At 62.1% G+C, this 22,317-nt stretch carries 19 protein-coding genes and 1 riboswitch; of the genes, 10 read left to right on the top strand and 9 right to left on the bottom strand.

What is annotated here, in order from left to right; genetic code table 11:
- Positions 1-13 precede the first annotated feature (13 nt).
- Positions 14-1,237 (bottom strand): XylR family transcriptional regulator, encoded by a 1,224-nt coding sequence (locus F759_RS0122250; protein WP_027801811.1) that lies wholly within the window; start codon positions 1,235-1,237, stop codon positions 14-16.
- A 288-nt stretch (positions 1,238-1,525) separates the two neighbouring features.
- Between F759_RS0122250 and xylA the strand changes: the two genes are divergently transcribed.
- From xylA to F759_RS0122220, 6 genes are all read left to right on the top strand, one after another.
- Positions 1,526-2,848 (top strand): xylose isomerase, encoded by a 1,323-nt coding sequence (xylA, locus tag F759_RS0122245; protein WP_027801810.1) that lies wholly within the window; start codon positions 1,526-1,528, stop codon positions 2,846-2,848.
- A 143-nt stretch (positions 2,849-2,991) separates the two neighbouring features.
- A complete protein-coding gene (gene xylF, locus F759_RS0122240; RefSeq protein ID WP_027801809.1) occupies positions 2,992-4,020 on the top strand; it encodes a D-xylose ABC transporter substrate-binding protein in 1,029 nt (342 codons plus the stop codon).
- Between the two features lie 79 nt (positions 4,021-4,099).
- Positions 4,100-5,659 (top strand): D-xylose ABC transporter ATP-binding protein, encoded by a 1,560-nt coding sequence (gene xylG / locus F759_RS0122235; RefSeq protein WP_027801808.1) that lies wholly within the window; start codon positions 4,100-4,102, stop codon positions 5,657-5,659.
- Complete coding sequence (locus F759_RS0122230; RefSeq protein ID WP_027801807.1) at positions 5,656-6,855, top strand: sugar ABC transporter permease; 1,200 nt, start codon at positions 5,656-5,658, stop codon at positions 6,853-6,855. Before xylG ends, F759_RS0122230 begins: the two co-directional genes overlap by 4 nt.
- A gap of 239 nt (positions 6,856-7,094) precedes the next feature.
- Positions 7,095-9,362, top strand: a complete 2,268-nt coding sequence (locus F759_RS0122225; protein ID WP_027801806.1) for a xanthine dehydrogenase family protein molybdopterin-binding subunit — start codon at positions 7,095-7,097, stop codon at positions 9,360-9,362.
- 13 nt (positions 9,363-9,375) lie between these two features.
- Positions 9,376-9,834 (top strand): (2Fe-2S)-binding protein, encoded by a 459-nt coding sequence (locus tag F759_RS0122220; RefSeq protein WP_027801805.1) that lies wholly within the window; start codon positions 9,376-9,378, stop codon positions 9,832-9,834.
- 222 nt (positions 9,835-10,056) lie between these two features.
- Here the strand turns inward: F759_RS0122220 and F759_RS0122210 are convergent, their stop codons facing one another.
- From F759_RS0122210 to F759_RS0122180, 7 genes are all read right to left on the bottom strand, one after another.
- Positions 10,057-11,628 carry an efflux transporter outer membrane subunit gene (locus tag F759_RS0122210; RefSeq protein WP_027801804.1) on the bottom strand — a complete coding sequence of 524 codons (1,572 nt, stop codon included), beginning with the start codon at positions 11,626-11,628 and terminating at the stop codon, positions 10,057-10,059.
- Positions 11,625-12,581 carry an efflux RND transporter periplasmic adaptor subunit gene (locus tag F759_RS0122205; RefSeq protein WP_027801803.1) on the bottom strand — a complete coding sequence of 319 codons (957 nt, stop codon included), beginning with the start codon at positions 12,579-12,581 and terminating at the stop codon, positions 11,625-11,627. The genes F759_RS0122210 and F759_RS0122205 overlap by 4 nt, the downstream gene beginning before the upstream one ends.
- Positions 12,582-12,588: 7 nt before the next feature.
- Positions 12,589-12,798 (bottom strand): DUF1656 domain-containing protein, encoded by a 210-nt coding sequence (locus tag F759_RS0122200; protein ID WP_027801802.1) that lies wholly within the window; start codon positions 12,796-12,798, stop codon positions 12,589-12,591.
- Positions 12,799-12,831: 33 nt separating this feature from the next.
- On the bottom strand, positions 12,832-14,934 hold the full coding sequence (locus F759_RS0122195) for an FUSC family protein (RefSeq protein WP_027801801.1): 2,103 nt from the start codon (positions 14,932-14,934) through the stop codon (positions 12,832-12,834).
- Between the two features lie 6 nt (positions 14,935-14,940).
- Complete coding sequence (locus F759_RS38245; protein WP_152530687.1) at positions 14,941-15,522, bottom strand: MarR family winged helix-turn-helix transcriptional regulator; 582 nt, start codon at positions 15,520-15,522, stop codon at positions 14,941-14,943.
- A 78-nt stretch (positions 15,523-15,600) separates the two neighbouring features.
- Positions 15,601-17,259: an ATP-binding protein gene (locus tag F759_RS0122185; RefSeq protein WP_027801800.1), complete on the bottom strand. Its 1,659-nt coding sequence runs from the start codon at positions 17,257-17,259 to the stop codon at positions 15,601-15,603.
- Positions 17,260-17,263: 4 nt separating this feature from the next.
- Entirely contained in the window at positions 17,264-18,781 is a 1,518-nt protein-coding gene (locus F759_RS0122180) for an ATPase domain-containing protein (RefSeq protein ID WP_027801799.1), read from the bottom strand.
- A 164-nt stretch (positions 18,782-18,945) separates the two neighbouring features.
- Here F759_RS0122180 and F759_RS0122175 point away from each other — a divergent pair, with 164 nt between their 5' ends.
- Positions 18,946-19,386, top strand: coding sequence for a hypothetical protein (locus tag F759_RS0122175; RefSeq protein ID WP_027801798.1), 441 nt, complete (start codon positions 18,946-18,948; stop codon positions 19,384-19,386).
- A gap of 17 nt (positions 19,387-19,403) precedes the next feature.
- Here F759_RS0122175 and F759_RS0122170 read toward each other — a convergent pair whose 3' ends face one another.
- Positions 19,404-19,994 carry a histidine phosphatase family protein gene (locus F759_RS0122170; protein ID WP_027801797.1) on the bottom strand — a complete coding sequence of 197 codons (591 nt, stop codon included), beginning with the start codon at positions 19,992-19,994 and terminating at the stop codon, positions 19,404-19,406.
- Positions 19,995-20,072: 78 nt separating this feature from the next.
- Positions 20,073-20,159, top strand: a riboswitch (adenosylcobalamin (AdoCbl) riboswitch).
- A 51-nt stretch (positions 20,160-20,210) separates the two neighbouring features.
- Between F759_RS0122170 and F759_RS0122165 the strand changes: the two genes are divergently transcribed.
- The 3 genes from F759_RS0122165 (at position 20,211) to F759_RS0122155 (ending at position 22,185) form a co-directional block, all read left to right on the top strand.
- Complete coding sequence (locus F759_RS0122165) at positions 20,211-20,432, top strand: CbtB domain-containing protein (RefSeq protein WP_027801796.1); 222 nt, start codon at positions 20,211-20,213, stop codon at positions 20,430-20,432.
- A gap of 11 nt (positions 20,433-20,443) precedes the next feature.
- Complete coding sequence (locus F759_RS0122160; RefSeq protein ID WP_027801795.1) at positions 20,444-21,238, top strand: CbtA family protein; 795 nt, start codon at positions 20,444-20,446, stop codon at positions 21,236-21,238.
- 605 nt (positions 21,239-21,843) lie between these two features.
- Positions 21,844-22,185 carry a type VI secretion system baseplate subunit TssF gene (locus F759_RS0122155; protein WP_244438886.1) on the top strand — a complete coding sequence of 114 codons (342 nt, stop codon included), beginning with the start codon at positions 21,844-21,846 and terminating at the stop codon, positions 22,183-22,185.
- Positions 22,186-22,317: the final 132 nt, after the last annotated feature.

Below are 22,317 nucleotides of genomic sequence, written 5' to 3'. Positions count from 1 at the left end.
AGTAGTGGCATGCTCAGCCTGGCGTCGATGCCTCGGTCGAGTTCGCGCGCTCCTGATATTCGCGCGGCGTGCACCCGAGCTCACGACGAAAAACAGCGTACATGTATTGCAGCGACGTGAAGCCGCAACGTATCGCCACTTCCGCACTCGACGCGTCGCGCTTCGCAAGCAGCGCCTTCGCGACATCGAGTTTATGGCGCAAGATTTCCTGATGTACGGTGCACTTGCGCTCGCGCCGGAAGTACTCTTCCAGCGACGAACGGGACACGCCGACATAATCGGCGACCTGCTCGGTGCGAATACCCTGGCACGCATACTGACGAATGAAATGCCGCGCGCGCATCACATACGGACTCGCAAGCGGTTGATGCCTTGTCGACTCGAGCACGTTGATGCCGACAGGCGGCACGAGAATGCGCCGGCCAGGAAAGCGCGCACCGCGCAGCATCTGATGCAGAAGGTGAGCCGCGGTGCGGCCCATTTCCTCAGTACCCTGAATCACCGAGGAAAGTGGGATGCGTGTGAGCGTGCGCGTGAGCGGATCGTTGTCGATGCCGATAATCGCCACTTCCTCCGGTACGGGAATGCCTGCAATCAGGCACGCTTGCAGCAAATGCCGTGCGCGCGCATCGGTCACGGCGATGATGCCGACCGGCTTCGGCAATTCGCGCAGCCACGCAGTGAGTTGTTCGGTCGCCTGGTTCCATGAAGGCGCGCTAGTCGAGAGTCCGCGATAAATCTCGCCGTGAATCTGCTCGGCGCTGTGCCCGTCCGTGCTACGCAAATGAGCGAACGCGAGTTCGCGCTGCTGCGCCCAGCGGTTTTCCTGCGCTCGCGGCAGGCTGTACAGCGCAAAGTGTTCGAGGCCCGCGCCAATCAGATGCGTATAAGCGAGCGAGATGAGCTTGCTGTTATCGGTCGCGATATAGGGTAAATCCGGGGGGTACTGCGCCGGGTCTTCGAACGACGATCCAACCGCAACCACCGGCAATGGACAATCACGCAGCGCTTCGCTCACAGCGGGATCATCGAAGTCCGCGATGATGCCGTCGCCGTCGAAGCGCTCGATACCCGTCAGGCGGCAGCGAAAGTCTTCTTCCAGAAAGAGATCCCACGCTACGCGCGTGGACAGCAGATAGTTGCCGATGCCGGTAATGATCTCGCGATCGTAGACCTTGTTCGCGTTGAACAGCAGGGCGATCCGATGGGTCGTCTGTGGCGTTTGCGGACGGGTCATGGCGGTGCGCGGCATGCGGATAGTTAAACCCGCAAGGCCTTTGTCTCCTATGTCGACAGAGTTGGCGCCTTAGCGTCTTGCTCAGGTTCGATGTTTTTAAGCGTCTGGTTATTCTAGGCCGCGAATCGCGCACCGGTGCAAAACAAATCGAGGGCGGTAAGAAACATCAAGCGCGCTGCGCAATTTCGCAATTGCCGATACCTGCCGCAGGCGGCAGCATGGCGTCACCTTATCGACCGGCGCGGCCACGTCGCACGGGTTGCGGTGCAACAAATACTGGAGACGCTGATGTCCTACTTCGAACACATTCCCGAGATCCGTTATGAAGGCCCGCAATCGGACAACCCTCTTGCGTTCCGTCACTACGATAAAAGCAGAAAAGTCCTCGGTAAAACGCTCGAAGAACATCTGCGCATTGCGGTGTGCTACTGGCATACGTTCGTATGGCCGGGCGTCGACATTTTCGGCCAGGGCACATTCACGCGCCCCTGGCAGCAGGGCGGCGACGCAATGGAAATGGCGCATCTCAAAGCGGACGCCGCGTTCGAATTCTTTTCGAAGCTGGGTACGCCGTACTACACGTTCCACGATACCGACGTGGCTCCTGAAGGCTCCAGCCTGAAAGAGTACAGCGCGAACTTTTCCCGCATAGTGGACTACCTCGCGCGCAAACAGCAGGACACAGGCATCAAGCTGCTGTGGGGTACGGCCAATCTGTTTTCGCACCCGCGTTACGCTGCGGGCGCGGCGACGAGCCCCGATCCGGAGGTATTCGCGTTCGCCGCGACACAGGTACGCCATGCGCTCGACGCAACACAACGGCTCGGCGGCGAGAACTATGTGTTGTGGGGCGGACGCGAAGGCTACGACACGCTGCTCAACACGGATCTCGTGCGCGAACGCGATCAGCTCGCGCGCTTTTTGCATATGGTGGTCGATCATGCACACAAGATCGGTTTCAAAGGCTCGCTGCTGATTGAGCCGAAACCGCAGGAGCCGACCAAGCATCAATACGATTACGATGTCGCGACCGTGCATGGCTTTTTGCTTCAATACGGCCTCGCGAAAGAGATTCGCGTGAACATCGAGGCCAATCACGCGACGCTTGCCGGCCACTCGTTTCACCATGAGATCGCGACGGCCTATGCGCTCGGTATTTTCGGTAGCGTTGACGCAAACCGCGGCGATCCGCAAAACGGCTGGGATACGGATCAATTCCCAAATAGTGTGGAAGAACTAACGCTCGCTTTCTATGAAATCCTCAAGCACGGTGGCTTTACGACGGGCGGTATGAACTTCGACTCGAAAGTGCGGCGGCAAAGCGTCGATCCGGAAGATCTCTTTTATGGGCACGTTGGCGCCATCGATAACCTGGCGCTTGCTGTCGAACGCGCAGCGGTGCTGATCGAAAACGATCGTCTGGATCAATTCAAACGTCAGCGTTACGCGGGCTGGGACGCCGAGTTCGGACGAAAGATTATCTCAGGCGGCTACTCTCTCTCGACGCTAGCCACCGACGCCTTGTCGCGCGATCTGAATCCGCGACATGCGAGCGGCCAGCAGGAGCGTATGGAAAACATCGTCAATCAGGCGATTTATAGCAGACGTTGAAAAGCATCGTCGCAATTTAAGAAAACGCGCGGACATATACCGCGCGAAAAAAAGAAGCTTTGGGTTGTCGCTTGTCCGGACCTGCGGCTCGCAGCGCAGGCCGTCCGATCCGGTATTCCGGCTATCAGAAGAAGGAGACAGAGATGAAATTCGCAACACGTCGTACTGTACTGGGTTCGCTCGTATTTGGAGCGGTGCTGGCCAGCTTGTCGCTTGCGGCGCCGCTCGCGCACGCCAGCAAGGATCACCCTGAAATCGGCTTCTGTATCGATGATCTGCGCGTCGAACGCTGGTCGCGCGATCGGGACTACTTCGTCGCCGCTGCGGAAAAGCTCGGTGCGAAAGTGTCAGTGCAATCCGCCGATGCCAGCGAGGCGCGGCAAATCTCGCAGATCGAGAATCTGATCTCGCGTGGCGTCGATGTCATCGTGATCGTGCCGTTCAATTCAAAGACGCTCGGCAACGTAGTGGCCGAAGCAAGAAAAGCGGGTATCAAGGTCGTTTCATACGACCGCCTGATACTCGATGCCGACGTGGACGCCTACATTTCATTCGACAACGAAAAGGTAGGCGAATTGCAGGCGGAAGGCGTCTATAAGGCGCAACCCAAGGGCAACTACTTCCTGCTCGGCGGTGCGCCGACCGACAACAACGCGAAGATGCTGCGCGAAGGGCAGCTCAAGGTATTGAAGCCCGCCATCGACAAGGGCGATATCAAACTAGTGGGACAGCAGTGGGTGCCGGAGTGGAGCGCGTCCACGGCGCTGCGCATCGTCGAAGATGCACTGACCGCGAACAACAACAAGATCGACGCAATCGTCGCATCGAACGACGGAACCGCCGGCGGTGCAATCCAGGCGCTCGCCGCACAGCACATGGCGGGCAAGGTGCCCGTGTCGGGCCAGGACGCGGACCTTGCGGCAGTCAAGCGGCTGATCGCGGGCACGCAGACCATGACCGTCTATAAGCCGTTAAAGCTGATTGCCGGCGAAGCGGCAAAGCTCTCAGTTGCGTTGGCGAAGGGCGAGAAGCCGGCCTTCAACGCGCAATACGATAACGGCAAGAAGAAGGTGGACACGGTGCTGTTGCAGCCCACCTTGCTCACGAAGAGCAATGTCGACGTGGTCATCAAGGATGGCTTCTATACCCAGGCCCAGCTCGCGAGCCAATGAGCGTAACGCGCGCGCGGTTTGCGCTGATACATGTGGAAGGTATCGGCGTGAACGCGCGCCTTGCAGCGAGGCATAGGGAATGACGCAACCGTTACTGACGATGCGTGGCATCGTCAAAGCGTTTTCAGGCGTGAAAGCACTCGACGGCATCGACCTGACGGTCGCGCCGGGCGAGTGCGTCGGCTTATGCGGCGAAAACGGCGCAGGCAAATCCACGCTGATGAAAGTATTGTCCGGCGTATATCCGCACGGTACCTGGGACGGCGAAATAACCTGGGAAGGCAAGCCGCTCAAGGCAACGAGCATACGCGACACCGAACGCGCCGGCATCATCATCATTCACCAGGAACTGATGCTGGTGCCCGAGTTGTCGGTAGCGGAGAACATCTTTCTCGGCAATGAAATCACGCTGCCGGGCGGCCGTATGAACTACGCGGCGATGTACCGGCGCGCCGACGAATTGCTGCGCGAACTCGGCATTAGCGGAATCAACGCAGCGCAACCTGTCATGAATTATGGCGGCGGCCATCAGCAATTGATCGAAATTGCCAAGGCGCTGAACAAGCAGGCGAAGCTGCTGATTCTCGATGAACCGTCGTCGTCGCTGACTTCGACCGAGATTGCGATTCTGCTCGACATCGTGCGGGATTTGAAGCGGCGCGGCGTGGCCTGCGTCTACATCTCGCACAAGCTCGACGAGGTCGCCGCGGTTTGCGACACGATCAGCGTGATTCGCGACGGCCGGCATGTCGCCACCGAGCCGATGCGTGCGCTTACTACAGACCGCATCATCTCGTTGATGGTTGGCCGCGAGATAAAGAACCTGTTTCCCCGCGAGCCCCATCCGATCGGCGATGTAATTTTCGAGGCGCGCAATGTGACGTGTTTCGACGTGACGAATCCGCGCCGCAAGCGCGTGAGCGATGTGTCGTTCGCATTGCGGCGCGGCGAGATTCTCGGCGTGGCCGGTCTGGTCGGCGCTGGGCGCACGGAATTGATGCAGGCGATCTTCGGCGCCTATCCCGGCTCAAGCGATGCGACGGTTGTGATGGAAGGCAAACCCGTGAAGATTCGCGCGCCTATCGATGCGATTCGCGCGGGCATCGGCATGGTGCCTGAGGATCGCAAGCGCCACGGCATCGTGCCTGGTTTGAGCGTTGGCCACAACATTACGCTTGCAGTATTGCAGCGCTTTGCTTCGGGCGGGCGTATCGATTCAGCCGCCGAACTCGACACGATTCACACCGAAATGAAGCGGCTTTCGGTGCGGGCCGCGCATCCGATGCTGTCGATCGCGAGTCTTTCGGGCGGCAACCAGCAGAAGGCCGTGCTCACGCGAATGCTCCTGACCGACCCGAAAGTATTGATCCTCGACGAACCCACGCGCGGCGTCGACGTCGGCGCTAAGTTCGAAATCTACAAACTTATTTTTCAGCTTGCGCAACGCGGCATGTCGATCGTGATGGTGTCGTCCGAATTGCCGGAAGTACTGGGTATTAGCGATCGCGTGCTGGTGATCGGCGAGGGCGAATTGCGTGGCGATTTCGTCAACGACGGCCTCACGCAGGAAGACATCCTCAGCGCCGCAATCCGCCCCGTGCAGCGTGTTCCGAACCCAACCGTAGCGAGTGCCGCATGACGCCCGACGTTACTTCACAACGCGCCGACGATACCGCACCGCGAGGCGCATTCGGCGGTCCACAGCGCATTCAGCAACTGTTCGCGCGTTACAAGATTCTTGCGTTGCTGATTGCCGTGGCCGCGATCTGGATTTTCTTTTCGGTTCTCACGCATGGCGCGTTCATGACGCCGCGCAATCTGTCAAATCTGCTGCGACAGATGTCGATAACCGGCATGCTCGCCTGCGGGATGGTGTTCGTGATCATCGCGGGCGAGATCGACCTATCGGTCGGATCGCTGCTCGGTTTGCTCGGCGGCGTGGCCGCGATACTCGACGTGAACCGCCATTGGCCGATAGGCGTCACATTGCCGGTGGTGATGCTGCTTGGCGTGCTCATCGGCGTTTTCAACGGATGGTGGTCCACATACCGGCGCGTGCCTTCGTTCATTGTCGGCCTGGGCGGCATGCTCGCGTATCGCGGGATTCTGCTCGGCGTGACGGGCGGTTCGACGATTGCGCCGGTATCCGACAGCTTCGTATTCGTGGGACAGGGCTATCTGCCGAAGCTTGCGGGCGATACGCTCGCCGTCGTGCTTTTTGTACTGCTCGCGTTTCTGACGATACGGCAGCGCCGCAATCGCGAGCGCTACCAGTTGAGTGTGGTGCCGGTCTGGCAGGACGTCGCGAAGGTGGTCGGTGCAGGTGCGATTCTGGCTGGCTTCGTTGCGACGCTCGATCGTTACGGCGGCATTCCGGTGCCGGTCCTGCTACTGCTCGCGCTACTCGGCATTTTCACGTGGATTGCCACGCAGACGGTATTCGGACGGCGCATTTACGCGGTCGGTTCGAACCTCGAAGCGACGCGCCTTTCTGGCGTGAACACGAATCGCGTGAAGCTCGCCATTTTCGCGTTGATGGGCCTGATGTGCGCGTTCGCTGGCGTGGTGAATACGGCGCGGCTTGCCGCGGGCTCGCCGTCGGCGGGCTCGATGGGCGAACTCGACGCGATTGCCGCGTGCTTTATCGGCGGCACGTCGATGCGCGGCGGCTCGGGCACGGTCTACGGCGCGCTGATCGGCGCACTCGTGATGGCGAGCCTCGACAACGGCATGTCGATGCTGGATGTCGACGCCTATTGGCAGATGATCGTGAAAGGCAGCATCCTCGTGCTGGCCGTGTGGATCGATGTGGTGTCGGGGTCGAACAGGCGGTGAGGTTATTGAGCACGTGGGGCGGTCCCGCCCCACGTCCCCAACATTTAATGAAACACCCCACGGATCCCGCTGAGCCCCGCGCCTGACCAAACGCGCTGATCCCCGCGCGCGCATCGCTTCATCCGACGAATTTAAGTTCGCGCCCGCTCTCCCGTCTTACTACTATTGCGTGGGAACGCAGGGCGCGAATCGGCGCCCTCACAGCTTGTTACCGGCGGCAAGCGGATAGGCCAATCGTCATGAAGCGCAGAACCTTCCTTGTGGGCGGCGCAGGCGCGCTCGGCGCTCTGCTGGTCGGCTGGTCCGTGCTGCCCGTGCGGCAGCGCTTCACCACTGCCGCGCCGTTACCCGTCGAGGGCACGCAAGCGGCACTCAACGGCTGGGTCAAGATCGCCTCGGACAACACCGTCACGATCATGATGTGCAAAGCGGAAATGGGACAGGGCGTTCACACCGGCCTCGCCATGCTGCTTGCCGAGGAACTGGACGCCGACTGGTCGCGCGTGCGAGTGGAAGACGCGCCGATCGACAACATCTACAACAGCGTGCAGAGCGTCATCGACGATCTGCCGTTTCGTTCCGATCACGACAGCATCACGAAGCGCACGATCGTTTGGTACACACGCAAACTGGTCCGCGAGGCCGGCACGATGATGACCGGCGGTTCATCGAGCATCAACGACCTATGGACGCCGATGCGCGAAGCCGGCGCCTCGGCGCGCGCAATGCTGATCGCAGCGGCCGCCGCGCAATGGCATGTGCCAGCCGGCGAGTGTGACGCGCAGGGCGGCTGCGTGACTCATCCGTCGGGACATAAGGCCAGTTTCGGCGAGTTGTCGCCGACGGCGGCGCAGCAAGCTTTGCCCGACAAGGTCAGGTTAAAAGATCCCGCCAGTTTCAAGCTGATCGGCAAGCCGCTGCGTCGCATCGAAGCCGCGTCGAAGCTCAATGGCACCGCGCGTTTTGGCATCGACGCGTTGCCGGACGGTCTGCTCTACGCGAGCGTCGTGATGTGCCCCACGCTCGGCGGCACGGTCGCTCGTTTCGACGCGGCATCGGCAGAGAAAATGCCGGGCTTCATCAAGGCGCTCGCCTTCGCGCCCTACAACGGCGGTACGGGCGGCGTCGCTGTGATCGCTAACAACCCGTTTCGCGCGATGAACGCAGTCGACGCGGTCAACGTGACATGGCAGCACGGCGCCGCGGCATCCCTATCGAGCGCGGAAGTGGAGCGCCGCCTCGCGCTCGCACTCGACGACGGCGACGGCCACGCGTACTACCATCGCGGCGACATCAACGACGCATTGAGCGGCGCGGCGCACACCGTCGTTGCCGAATATCACGCGCCGTATCTCGCGCATGGCGCGGTGGAACCGATCAATTGCACGGTGCAGGTCGCGGACGGCGCGGCGACCGTGTGGGTGTCGACGCAAGTGCCCGCGCTCGCGCGGCATCATGTGGCGAAGGTGCTGCATATCGACGACGACAGCGTCCGTGTGCATGCGCAGTTGCTCGGCGGTGCATTCGGGCGGCGTCTCGAACTCGATTACATCGCGCAGGCCGCGATGATTGCGCGCGAAGCGGATGGCCGCCCGGTGCAAACGCTATGGTCGCGCGCGCAGGACTTCACGCATGATTTCTATCGACCGGCATGCGTGTCGCGGTTGAGGGCCGGCCTGGACAGCAACGGCAAACTGATTGCGTGGCACAGCGCATCCGCGAGTCAGGCGATCGTGCCCGAAGCGCTCGCGCGTTACTACGGCGCGCCGCGCATTCCGATCGACAAAACCACTTCCGAAGGCGCATTCGATCAGCCATACGAGTGGCCTGTCGTCCGCGTCGCGCACAAGATCGTGGAATTGCCGGTGCCGGTCGGCTTCTGGCGCTCGGTCGGGCACTCGCATCAAGCCTTTTTCACCGAGAGCTTTACCGATGAACTCGCCGCCGCCGCGGGCGAGGATCCCATCGCGTTTCGCGCCGCGCTGCTTGCGGAGCATCCGCGGCATCTGGCGGTGTTGCAGCGTGTTGCCGCGCTATCCGGTTGGCAACAGCCGGTGACCCCTACCGCCGATGGCGCACCGCGTGCGCGTGGCGTCGCGCTTCACGAGGCGTTTGGCAGTGTGGTGGCGCAAGTCGCGGAAGTATCGATTGGGCCGCACAGGCGGATTCGTGTGCATCGCGTGGTCTGCGTGATCGATTGCGGCTTGCCGGTGAATCCGAATCTGATTCGCCAGCAGATGGAGAGCGGAATCGTATTCGGCCTCTCGGCCGCGTTGCAGGACGAGATAACGATCGTCAACGGACAGGTCGAACAAAAGAACTTCGTCGACTTTCCGGTTGTGCGGATCAACGATTGCCCGGTGATTGAAACGGACATCATGCCGAGCCGGTCGCATCCGCAAGGTGTCGGCGAACCCGGTGTGCCGCCGATTGCGCCCGCGGTTGCCAACGCGGTATTCGCATTGACGGGCAAACGGCTGCGCACGTTGCCTTTGAAGTTCACGTAAGCGGGAGATACGCATGCGATCGCTGAACATCAACGGCCGCGCGGTGGCGGTACAAGCGGAGCCCGATATGCCGCTGTTGTGGGTACTGCGTTGCGAACTCGGCATGACGGGCACCAAGTTCGGCTGCGGTGTCGGAATTTGCGGGGCGTGCACGGTGCATCTGAACGACAAGCCGTGCCTGTCATGCCAGACGCCCATGTCGAATTTGAATACGCAGAAAATAACGACCATCGAAGGAATGCAGGGCCACGAGGCGCAAGCACTGAAGGCCGCGTGGATAGACCTCGATGTAGTGCAGTGCGGCTATTGCCAAAGCGCGCAACTGATGGCCGCCTGTGCGCTGCTCAAACAGAAGCCCAATCCGACCGATGCCGACATCGACGCGGCGATGAGCAATATCGTGTGCCGTTGCGGTACTTATCCCCGTGTGCGGGCCGCGATTCATCAAGCGGCGAAGCGCCGGCCTGCGTGACGCAGCCGGCGCTTCACGAGCAATGGACTTCAGCCTGCCAGCATCTCGACCACGGCCACCACGGCCGTGAAGATGCCGATGCATCCGCCCAATGCTGCTGCGCTTTTCATGAACGACGACATACTTTGGCCTCGCAACGTGTGGTTGGTGGAACGTATTTAACCGCAAATGAAAGGCAAAAGAAATCTCGCCAAAAATAAATCGTAAGCTTGTGGGCCGACGTTACCGGGCTTTTGTCGCGGGCGTTACCGGTTGTGTTTTTGCGGGCGTCGCCGCCGACGATGTCGACACCCCCGGCGCCGTTTGCTGCACCGCCTCCCAGCCGCCGCCGAGAGCCAGGAACAGATTCACCTGGTCGATCGCCACCTGGCCTTCGGCGACAGCCACCTGAGATTTCGTCGACGTCAGCGTACGCGTTGCATCCAGATCGGAAATGAACGACTCGCGGCCCGCGCGATACAGCCGGTGCGTCTCGTCAGCGGATTGCGCCGCCGATTTCAGCGCGGCGCGCAATGCCTCCGCACGGGCGTAGTCGGATGCATACGTGGCGAGACTGGTCTCGGTTTCGCGCAATGCGGTCAGCACCACGCCGTCGAAGCGGGCAAGCGCAACCTGGCTCGATGCCTGCGCCTCACGCACGCGGCCACGCGCGCCGTTCGCCGGGAACGTCCAGCTGATCAGCGGACCGAAGCCCCAGCGCGCGGTGGGCGATGTGCCGAGATCTTCGAGAACGCCCGTCAAACCCGCCGACGCGCCGATGCTCACGGTGGGATACAGCGCGCCGGTGGCAACGCCGATACGCGCCGTGGATGCCGCCAACTGGCGCTCGGCCTCGCGCACATCGGGCCGGCGCTTGAGCAGCGCGGCGCCGTCGCCGACCGGAATCGGCTGGCGAATCTGCGGCAGTTTTTCGCAAGCGAGAACAGCGGGCGGCAGGTCGGACGGCGCTCGCGCGAGCAAAGCCGCGAGCCGGTATTGCGCGATCTTGCGCCGCGCCGTGTAGCGCGGAATATCCGCGGATAACGTGTCGACCTGAGTCTGGCCGCGCGTGACTTCCGTCTGATTGCCGCGGCCCACATCGCGCAAACGGCGCGATACATCCACGCGCTGTCTCTGCAACGCGAGCGACTCCTGCGCGATTTTCAATTCCTCGGCAGCCGAGCATTGTTCGACATAAGCCCGCACCACGTCGGCGACCACCGTGATTCGCGCGAGATCGCCCGCGGCCTGCACGGCCTCGGCGTCGGCTTGCGCCGCTTCCACGCCGCGCCGCAGCTTGCCGAACAGATCGATCTCGTACGCGACGCTGATGCCGATGTCGCCTTCATTCACGACCGGCAGTTTCTCGGTCAGCAAGTATTGCTCGGCCGATTCCTGCGCGCGTTGAATCACTGCCGAGCTCTTGCCGGAAAAGCCGCCTTGCGCCTGCGCGACACCCAATGCTTCGCGCGAGCGCGCGAGATTCGCGGCGGCGACGCGCAAGTCGGTATTGGATTGCAGCGCTTCGTCGACGAGACCGTTGAGCACGGGATCGTCGTATAGCTTCCACCACACAGCCGGTACGTTGCCGCGTGAGGTGAGCGACGTGTCGGCGCCCTCGATCGGCGCATTCGCGAGCGGCGCGTTGACGAGTGCATCTTTCGGCAGGGCGTAGTTGGGGCCGACATTCATGCAGCCGTTGAGCGTCGCCGTGAGAGGTAACAGTGGCAACAGCGGCAACAGCGGCAGCCGCCGCAGTTGCAGCCGCTGCAGCCCAAGCGAGCGCAGAAACGGCACGGTGCGCGACAGTTTCATTGCGAGGCGCCCGAAGTGACCGCGGCAGACGCAGGCTGCGTAGCGGATGCGCTCGAAGCACCCGCCGCACGCGAAGCGCGAACATTCGATATATCGCGCACCGACACGGTAGCGGTGCGTCCTGCGATCATGCGGAAATCGGCGGGCACTTCATCGAGCGCGACGCGCACCGGAATGCGCTGCGCGAGCCGCACCCAACTGAAGGCGGGGTTCACGTTCGGCAGCAGATTCGAGCCTTGCGTACGGTCGCGATCTTCGATGCCCGCGACGATGCTTTGCACATGGCCACGCAGCAAATGCGGCTCGCCCATCACGTCGATGTCGACTGGCTGACCGATGTTGATACCGCCCAGTTTCGTTTCCTCGAAGTACCCGTCGACGCGAAATGAATGCATATCGACAACCGAGAGCACCGCGCGCCCGGCAGCGACGAATTCGCCGGCACGCGGCGCGCGATCGTTCAGATAGCCGTCGACAGGGCTCACGATCGTCGCGCGTTGCAGGTTCAGCTTGGCGGTGTCGATCGCGACGTTCGCATCGGCGAGCGCGGCTTCCGCCTGCTCGACGCGCGAGCGGCTTTCTTCCGCGACTTCGGCGGCGACCAGATTACCGAGCTTGCGATTGCGCACGTCCTCACGGCGCGCCTGATCGAGCGTCGCGCGGCGTTGCTGCGCGGTGGCCTCAGCCTGGCGCAGCGCGAGCGTATAACGCGCCTGATCGATGACGAACAGCACCTGGCCTTGCCTGACCTGCTGGTTGTCCACCACGTCGACGGATGAAATCAGCCCGGAGACATCTGGCGCAACCTGGATCACGTCGGCGCGCACGTGCCCGTCGCGAGTCCACGGCGCGAACATGTAGTAGCCGATCAGCTTCCACAGCACGAGTGCCGCGACCACGACGACGATCAGGGTCAGCAGGATTTGACCGACGGAGAACCAGGTTTTTTTCACGTTGATTTCACGAAACGAGTCTGTGCGAAACGACGACGACAAGGCCCAGCACCAGCACATAGATGCCGAGGTCGAAAATCGGGCGATGCCATACGAAGCGGTAAAAGCCGACGCGCGCGAGCATCGTGCGAATCGCCAGGTTGATCAGATAGGCGACCAACATAAGCACGAGCACGGCCGGCACGAACACGCCGAAGATATCTATTTCACCGATCATCGCGGCAAGGGAGCAAAGGTGTTGAGCGAGGCATCACGCATTGGCCTCCGATGCGGGCGGCGTGGGTGTTTGCAGCGTGGCCGGAAATAGTGAAAGACGCAAGCCGACAAGCGCATGCAGCGCGTCGCGCAAGTGGCGTGCCGAAGTCTGCGACGTCGCGTCGGGTGCGCCTGCATTGGCGAGCCCTTGTGCGGTGACGCGCGTAACGGCCGAATCGATCGACGACATCAGGCTGTCAGGCACCGGTTCGCGCGCATGACGATTCGCGCAGCTTTCGTAATAGGCGCGTACGCCGTCGAGCACGTGGTCGATCGCGGCAGATGCTTCCCCGCCGAGCTTGTGCGTGAGGCGGCGCAGGTCGAGTGAATTGAATGCAATGCGCAGATCGCGGAAGCTTTCGATGGAAGGATGACGATGGTCGTCGGTCGCGGCCAGCCGCGGTATCAATTGCATCAAACGGTCGAGCATGCGGGCCGCGTGATTGCGCGGATCTTCAATAGGCCGCGTGGATGCGGTCAATGCGACGTCGGTCCAACTCGAGCGCAGCAGGCGAGCCGCTGCAAGCTCGGCGCCGAACGGGCGCGTGACGCGCGTCCACAGGTAGGCGTAGAGCAGCCCCGCGAGGCCCGCGAGATTGCTGTTCAGGAAGATCAGGAAGTTGGCGTCGTACGCGTCCTGAATGCTGATGAACGTGGCGGTGTTCACGGCGACGAGCACCGTCACCATATTGAACTGCGGGCGCGGAATCAGCGTGCCCACGAGAATGAACGGCGCGGCGAACAGGATCACGAGCATCGGAAAGTCATGCACGTGCGGCAATACGGCAAAGAGATAGACGCCCGCGGCGACCACGCTGATAGCCGTCGCGACAAAAAAGCGGAACACCATTGGCGCCGGTTCGTCGAGTGCGGCGAAGAAACAGCAGGCCACTGCGGCGAGCGTCACGGCGCTCGCGCCGTCCGCCCAACCCGAGCCGATCCACAGACTGCACGCGAGAATCACAGCCGCGGCGGTGGAGCCGGTGGAGAACAGCATCATGCCGCGATCGTAAAAGCGCTCGGTGCCGCCGAGCCGCCAATGACGAAAACGCGGACGCCAGAAGCCTTCTTCTCGCGTGATGATGATGCGTAGCGACCGGCAGTCCTGCCATACGTCGATCACCTGTTTCATGCGCCATAAGGCGCTGGACAGCAATGCGCCGTCCCAGCTAGTGAGCGCGGCGGGCGGCGGCTGCATTGCGGCAATGCGCTCGCGCAGCGCGTTCGCGGCCGGGTCGGGATGATTGCCCTCGCTCGCCGCGGGCAGCGTCGCATTGAACCATTTGACGATGTCGGCAAGCAGTGCGTCGAGACCCGCCGGCCACTTGTCGCTGCCGCTGTTGTATAGCGCAATCAGCGGATCGGCGAGCGCCGACATGAGCGGCAGCAGCAACTGCATGCGCCCGCGAAGTTCATGCGCGCGCGTAAGGATGTCAGGACGTGTGTGGTCGTAAGCGAGCTGACTCAGCAGCAATTCCAGATTGTTGATGGTGGCCGCGAGCCGTTGCCGCGCGCCTGAAATCGCCGCTCCTGCGATGCGGCCCGACAGCGTTTCAGTTGCGTAGAAGGCGGCGTCGCGAAACCATGCATCGGTACGCTCGATGATAGTCGGCGCGAGCCGGCTCGGAAACAGCACGCTGCCCACAATGCTCGCGCAGACGATGCCGAGCGTGATCTCTTCAGTGCGGCTAACGGCGAGATCGAATACGCCCGCTGGATTCGTGACCGCGGGCAGCGCGATGATCGGCATCGTATAGCTCGCGAGCAGGAATACATAGCTGCGCGCGGTGCGGTCCGACACGGCGAGATATAGCAGCGTGCCGACCCATAGCGCGAGGATCACGCTGAACAGATATGGCGATTCGACGAAGGGCGGCACGAGCAGCACAGCACCCGACGCGCCGAGCACTGTGCCGAGCGCCCGATAGATGGCCTTCGACCGTGTTGCGCCGACGAACGGATTAGACACGATGTAGACCGTCGCCATTGCCCAGTAGGGTCGTGGCAACTGGAGCGCAAGACCGATGTACAGCGCGATCATCGCGGCGGCGAAAGTCTTGACCGAGAAAAGCCAGTCGCGAACGGAGGGGTAGATCATGACGCGTTACGCCGATCCCTTGACGTTGCGCGGCGCGGTTGTGCGGGTCGTGCGGCTTGTGCTGGCTGTACTGCTTGTACTGGTGGTGTGAGTTGTGCTTTTGGCCGCGCTGGCGGATCTCGTCGCCTTTGCGGCACTGGCGGTTTCGGACTCTTCCGCGGAATCGGCTGTGAACGCCGCAAGCACGCGCAAGGTGGCTTCGAGATCGCTGCGTGAAATGCCTTTTAACGCTTGTGCGCGCAGTGTGACCAGTTCCTCTTCCATTTTCTCCGTCACGGCGCGGCCTGCTTTCGTCAACACCACGGTTTTCGCGCGCCGGTCTTCGGGATCTTCGTCGCGACGCATCAGCCCCGCGGCGCAAAGCTGATCGAGCAGGCGCACGAGCGAAGGGCCCTCGATGCCGATGTAATCGGCCAGCGTGACCTGGCGCACCGCCTCGCCGAGCCGGCTCGCGCTAAGCAGCGGCGTAGCGCAGGCCTCCGAGACGTTGAACGCGGACAGCACGCCATGACTCGTGCGCCGCCACTTTCTGGCAGCGATCACGAGCGTGCTGCTCACTTTGCGGCGTAAGGCGTCGAGATTCGTCATGGCCGGTATTGTATTTCCAAAACAATCGTTAGCAAACTATCGAATTGGAAATTTTCGCGGCAAGCCGATGCAAGCGTTTCACACGATCAACCCGAGCCGGATCGTTCGCGCCAGGTCGTCGAGCTGGAAAGGTTTGCGCAGTACGGTGCAGCGTTCCACCGCGAGACCGGAAATGTCGATGTCGGCGTAACCGGTTGCGAGGATCACCGGCAAATCGCTGCGCATCTTGCGTGCCTCTGCAATCACGTCGATGCCGTTCATGCCGGGCATCGCGAAGTCGACCATCAGCAGGTCGGGGTTATCGTCTTGCAGGCGGTTCAGTCCGGCTCGTCCGTCGGCGGCTTCGGTCACGTTGTAGCCGAGCATTTTCAGCGACTCCACGAGCATGGCCCGCACTTCGCTGTCGTCCTCGATCACGAGCACGCGCTTTTCGCCCACGGCATTCGCTTCGATATCCGAGGTCTCGGCAGTTTGCGGCGCGACGCGGTCGCGCAGCGGCAACCAGACTTCCACAGTCGTGCCGGCGCCTTCCTCGCTGAAGAGCCGCGCCGTGCCGCCGGCTTGCCGCGCGATGCCGTAGACCTGGCTTAAGCCGAGCCCCGTCCCTTTGCCGATCGGCTTGGTCGTGAAGAACGGATCGAACACGCGCGACACGATGTCGGGCGGTATGCCCGAACCCGTATCGGTGACTTCGATGACGACATAGCGGCCCTCGGCAAGTGTCTGATCAGGCGCAGTACGCTGCTTCACGCGGATACTGAGCTGGCCGCCGCCAGGCATTGCGTCGCGCGCGTTGATCGCGAGATTGAGCACGGCGAGTTCCAGCTGATTCGCGTCGGCCTGCGTCCACATCTCGTCGCCTTCGAACTCGTTGCTGTAGCCGATGCCCGATCCGAGCGACACGGTAATGATGTCGCGCATGCCTTGCAGCAGCGCGACCACGTCGACCGCTTTGAGGTCGAGGTTGCTGTTGCGCGAGAACGTCAGCAGCTGGCCGGTCAGCTTCGCGCCGCGTTCGGTTGCGCGCTTGACCGTCGCGGCCATGCTGCGAATGCGCTCGTCGCCGCTCACTCGGGCGATCAGTTCCGAGTTGACCATGATGACGTTCAACAGATTGTTGAAGTCGTGCGCGATGCCGCCGGTGAGCTGCCCGAGCGCTTCCATTTTCTGCGATTGCACGAGCACGGCCTGCACTTTGGCGCGCTCGTGAATTTCCATCATCAGCCGGTTGTTCGCTGAAGCCAGTTCATGCGTGCGTTCGGCAATGCGGCTTTCGAGCGAGTCGTTGAGTTGCACCAACGCTTCCTGAGCTTCGATCCGCTCGGCCAGATGGCGGCGCGATTCATATTGCCGCGCGCGTGCCCGCAGCGCAGAGGCCACTGCGCGCCGCAGCGTCTCGGAGTTCAGCGGACGTTCGAGCACGACCACATTGCCCAAGCGTTCCAGCACTTCGATGCCGCGCGCCGAGCGATGCCCCACGCGCGTGGCCGCGAGCAGAATGAAGGGAAAGTCCGACCACGCCGGCTGCTGTTCGAGCCAATGGAACAGACGCGTCGCGTGTTCGCCGGCGAGCGCTTCTTCGGCGATGAGCGCGCTGCCCGCGCCGGCGTCCAGAGCCTCGGTGAGCGCGTCCGCGTCGCGGCAGGGCACGCATACGCGGTGATCCTTGTGCAGGACTTCGGCAATGACATCGGCGTCGCGGCCAAACGGCGCGAGAATCAGGACGCGTTGCTCCATGACCTTACTGCCGCGACGTGTCGATGACGTGCTCCGTCGTGCCAAGTAGCGCCGTGCTGCCACGGTAGGACGGCAGTCCTGAGAGCACGCCTTCGAAGTCGCGCAGCGCTTCGCCCACCTCGACGCCTTTCTTCGTAAGCCGGAACTGGCGGATCGAGCGTTCATGGGCGCTGGCGCGGCTCTTCACGGCGGTCACGGCGGTCAGCACTTCGCCGTGGTGTTCGAAGTAGCGGAACAGCACCACCACGTCGCTCAGATAGCTGATGTCGATATCGTTCTGTATCTCGCCGATAATTCCGTGCTGCCCAAGCACGAGCATTGTGATGATGCCTTGCTGGTTGAGATAACCGAGCAGTTCATGCATTTGCAACAGCAGATAGCGCTCGCCGGGCATTGCTTGCAGGTACGCGTTCAGACTGTCGATCGCGACGTATTTGACGCCCCTTTTCTCGACGGAAAGGCGAACGTCGCTCGCGAATTCGCCGGGAGAGATCTCGGCGGGATCGATCTGACGCAGCGTCAACAATCCGCTTTCGACGTAGGGTTGCAGGTTCATGCCGACCGTCGCGCAGCGCGCTATCAGCGTGACGAGCGTTTCGTCGAACACGTAGTAGACGCAGCGTTCGCCACGTTGAAGAGCCGCGATCAGGCACGAGACCACGGTGGTGGTTTTGCCGACGCCCGACGGGCCGATCAGCAGCGCATTGGTGCCGGGTATGAGGCCTCCGCCGAGCAGCGTGTCGAGGCCCGTTGTGCCGGTGCTCACCACGTGTGCGTCGAATGACGTGTGATGCTCGGCCGCGACGAGGCGTGGATATACGTGGATGCCGCCCGTGTCGAGCGTGAAGTCGTGGTATCCCTCGCGGAACTTGATGCCGCGCATCTTTGCGACGCGCAGGCGTCGCCGGTTGCCTCCGTAGTCGTGTACGACGTTATCGAGCGCGATCACGCCGTGAGCGATGCTGTGCAACTGCACGTCGCCGGGGTCGGACTTGTTGTCGTCGAGCAGCAGCACCGTGCAGGCGCGCGTGGCGAAGTAGCGCTTTAACGCGAGAATCTGCCGCCGGTAGCGCAGCGCGTTCTGCGACAGCAGTCGCAGTTCCGAAAGACTGTCCAGTACGATTCGTGCAGGTTTGATCTCTTCGACCTGCTGGATCACGTTTCGCACGGTTTCGCCGAGTTCGACTTCGGCCGGGTGCAGTACGGTTTGCTCGAACTGCGGATCGAGACCTTCGTCAGAAAGCAATTCGAGAATGTGAAACCGGCTCAGGTCCCAGCCGTGGCTGTCGGCTACCGATATTAGCTCGGAGCGCGTCTCGGACAGCGTAATGTACAGACCTACCTGACCTTCTTCCACGCCCTTAAGTAAAAATTGCAATGCCAGGGTGGTTTTACCCGTACCGGGCGCACCTTCCACAAGGTACATGCGGTGCGGGGTAAGACCTCCTCCGAGGGCGTCGTCGATTCCGTCGATGCCCCAGGAAAGGCGGTGAGGCGTGTGATTCGCAGCGTCTTTTGACATGGCGTGGTTATGGCATCAATGAATGGACCGAGGAGCGCTCAGCCGGTATCGCCAGGATGCAAGTTGCATGCCTATTTGCGGACACTTTCGTTTGGCCAACCCGCAACGGCATGAAGCGTGCTCTCGCTGGAACACGCGAGTTATCTTCAAGGACGTGCGCCGATATGAAAGCCAACAAGCTACTCGTCATCGTGCTTGCTATTGCGTCGGCCGGCGCCCTCACGCCGTGCGCCGCGAATGCCGACGATTCGCCGAGCCCTTGCTCATCGTTGAAACGCATCGTGGCGGCTGCGCCGGACGGGCTCGCTGCGCTTACCGCCGACGACGGCAAAGGCGTCGCTCAGCCCTATGGCGACGACGCGCAATGCTCGGCGGCGCGCGGCAGTTATCAGTGCGTGTGGACACCGCACCGCGATTCGGGCTCGACTGCCGATGCGTTGCAGGCCGTCGCCGCTGACATTGCTTCGTGCCTGCCGGATGCGACGCACGATGTGAATTCGCCGGGACGTCAGCACTTTTATCTTGGGGCGCCGGCTAGGCGCACACAAATCACGCTGACATCTGCGGGTTCGGGCAAGTTACGTCTGTCTGTATCCGGCAAATGATGTTGGTCCAATCAGACTTACGATGGCGCCGGGTTCCATGTCCAGCCGCGCTGTCGCGAGTGCTGCAATTCGACGACGGCGAGCGGTGCGATTTCAATGCGCGGAAAAATCTCGGGCGACGCGCCCAACACATGCACGATCGCCGCGCGGACCAGCGGCGCATGCGTGATGGCGACGACATTGCGCACATGGCCTAACGCGGGGTCCGGCGCAACGTTTAATGCGCTGAGCCATTCGCCGATCCGCTTTATCACCTGAGTGAACGACTCGCCGCCGTGAGGCGCGGCGTGGGGGTCACGCGTCCAGGCCGTCAGCCCGTCCGGTGTTTGTGCGGCGAGATCGTGCAGTCGTTGGCCGCGCCATTCGCCGTAGTCGACGTCCGCGAGCGCTGGGTCCACCTTCGCTGCAAGACCGAGTGCCACGGCCGTTTCGCGCGCGCAGACGGCCGGGCTCACGAACGCGGTTACATCGTCGGCAATCGAGATGCGTGTGCGTGCGGCTTGCGCTTCACCGAGGCCGCGAGCGTCGAGCGGATCGTCGGCGGGAAAGCGGCCGGCGCGCATGGCCGCGGTCGGTGCATGACTGATCAGCAGCAGCCGTCGGTTCATTGTTCAGTTTCCGTGAATACGCGCTTGTGTCTGTCTGCGATAGCTGGCGCGAAAGTTTAGCGCGTAGAATAGCCGCACTGCGAAGCGCGGAAGCCGGTGAGAGCCCGGCGCGGTCGCGCCACTGTAATCGGCATCGTAAGCCGAAAGCCAGACCTGAGCTTCGCACCATTCCTCTGCAATCGACTACGGGGCGCGTTACCCCAGGAGATGTCCATCATGACTGAAGCTGTTTTCGATCCCGCCGGCCAGCCTGCCGCCCAGCCCACGCCGATTCCGCTGCGTGAACTACTGCCTTGGGCCGTGTTCGGCGGATTGTTGCTGTTGCTCGCGCTGTACTTCGTCGGCGCGGAGCAGGGCGCTACTTCCCTGGTGCCTGGCATGTACGTGCATGAGTTCGTGCACGACGGTCGCCATCTGCTCGGCTTTCCCTGCCACTAACGGAGCAGAACATGGTCGGTAAGTTGTTGTTGCGCGGGATGCTCGCAGGCATCGCCGCGGGGTTGCTCACGTTCGCATTCGCCCGCGTGGTGGGCGAGCCGCAGGTCAATCGGGCGATTGCGTTCGAAGAGAAAGCCGGCGACTCGGGCGGCGCGATGCATGGGCATGCGGATGCCGGTGCGGATGCGCACGAGCACGAGCACGAGCACGCTCATGAGCAGGAGCTTGTCAGTCGGGATACACAAGCCGGATTGGGACTGTTGACTGGCGTGGTGACGTATGGCGCAGCGTTCGGCGGACTGTTCTCGCTCGTGTTCGCCTACGCATACGGGCGAGTGGGCGCGATGAGCGCGCGCGCGTTGTCGGCGTGGCTCGCGCTTGGCGCTTTCGTCGCACTCGTGATCGTTCCGAACATCAAGTACCCGGCGAATCCGCCCGCGGTCGGCGACCCGGAGACGATTGGAACGCGTACCGGTCTGTTCTTCCTGATGATCGCAATCTCTCTGACGGCGCTGGTTTTTTCGCTGAAGATTCGCCGCCGCGCGGCGATGAAACTTGGCGCATGGAACGGCTCGATCGTGGCCGGACTTGTGTTCATCGCAATCATTGCTGCTGTGCAGATGTCGATGCCGGTGGTCGACGAGTTGCCCGACGGTTTTCCTGCAGCGCTGCTGTGGAAGTTTCGCGTGGCGGCGCTCGGTATGCAGGCGATCATGTGGACGACGATCGGGCTGCTGTTCGGCGCGATCGTTGAACGCAGTTCGTTCATGCGTGCGGGGAATCGGGCGGCGACTCGGTCGGTTTGAGGAGCTTGGGGGGCCTCCTGCTGTTCAGTAGGCGTGCTCCTCTGGCGGAACTGGTCGACCGGCAGGCGGGATGCGGCGGCGTCCGGTGGATCACGCATTGATTGATTGCGGCACTCCGGGACAATCTGGCCGCTCTGCGCAGGCTGTGCGATGACCCGCAGCGGCGCCGCGGCCGGTTCGTTCGCGTAGCGGAGCGCGCGGTCGTCGTGGTCGCGCCTTCGATACGAATTCCTAATGTTGAGGACTGCTGCATGTGCAGCTTGCGTTGGATAGTACCGGCGCAGACCGTTTCCTCGCATGTTCGACACGTTTATCGTCGCGCAACGGATAGCGCCGGTGTTTCCGCTTTCCGTTGCCGGCTACCTCATGTCCGCATTAACGCTCGATAAGACAAATCCGATTTGCGTGAAAGCGTTGTTTTCGGCTAACAGTCAGCCATCCGCTCAAACCGCCCGCGCTGATCCGGCGCTAGTTTACTCGCCGTTGCAGACCGGATGGGGCCGCTTGGAATCCGTCCGGTCATGCACGTCAGCTGCCTCTGGTCGCATGCAGGTATTTTTCCCGTAGCGAATCAGTCTGCATAACGAACGATCAGGATGGGAAGCATGCATCCAGAATTGTCCGGGTACTCTCAGCGGGAGTTACTTTGCATACACGAACTATTTCAGGAATTTGCCTGCGAGCATCCTAAAATCGCGCGCCGGCTCGGCGCGCAGGGTGCATACGTCGAACGTCTGCTTCAGACGTTCGCCCTGACGGCTGCACGTTCGCAGATGCGCATCGACCGCATGACCGGGGCGTTCACGCAGCACCTGCTCGAATGCGTGAATCGCAAGTATGTGACGCTGCTGCCCTCGCTGAGGGTTGCACGATTCTTTTCCGACCCTGAAGCCACGCTCAATCCGCAGGGTCAGACATTGCCGCGCGGCACGCGTGGCATTTTCTGATGGAGGTTCACTGATGGCCTGGAACACGCAGACCCGCGCGCTGGAGGTGACCGGTGACGCGCTGCCGCAACACTACGGGCAGCCGGTCTTCGTGGCCACGCGCCTGCGCGGGACCGAGAAGCTCGGACGGCT

The sequence above is a fragment of the Paraburkholderia dilworthii genome (assembly GCF_000472525.1).
Lineage (GTDB): Bacteria > Pseudomonadota > Gammaproteobacteria > Burkholderiales > Burkholderiaceae > Paraburkholderia > Paraburkholderia dilworthii.
This window is presented reverse-complemented; position numbering and strand designations above follow the sequence as displayed.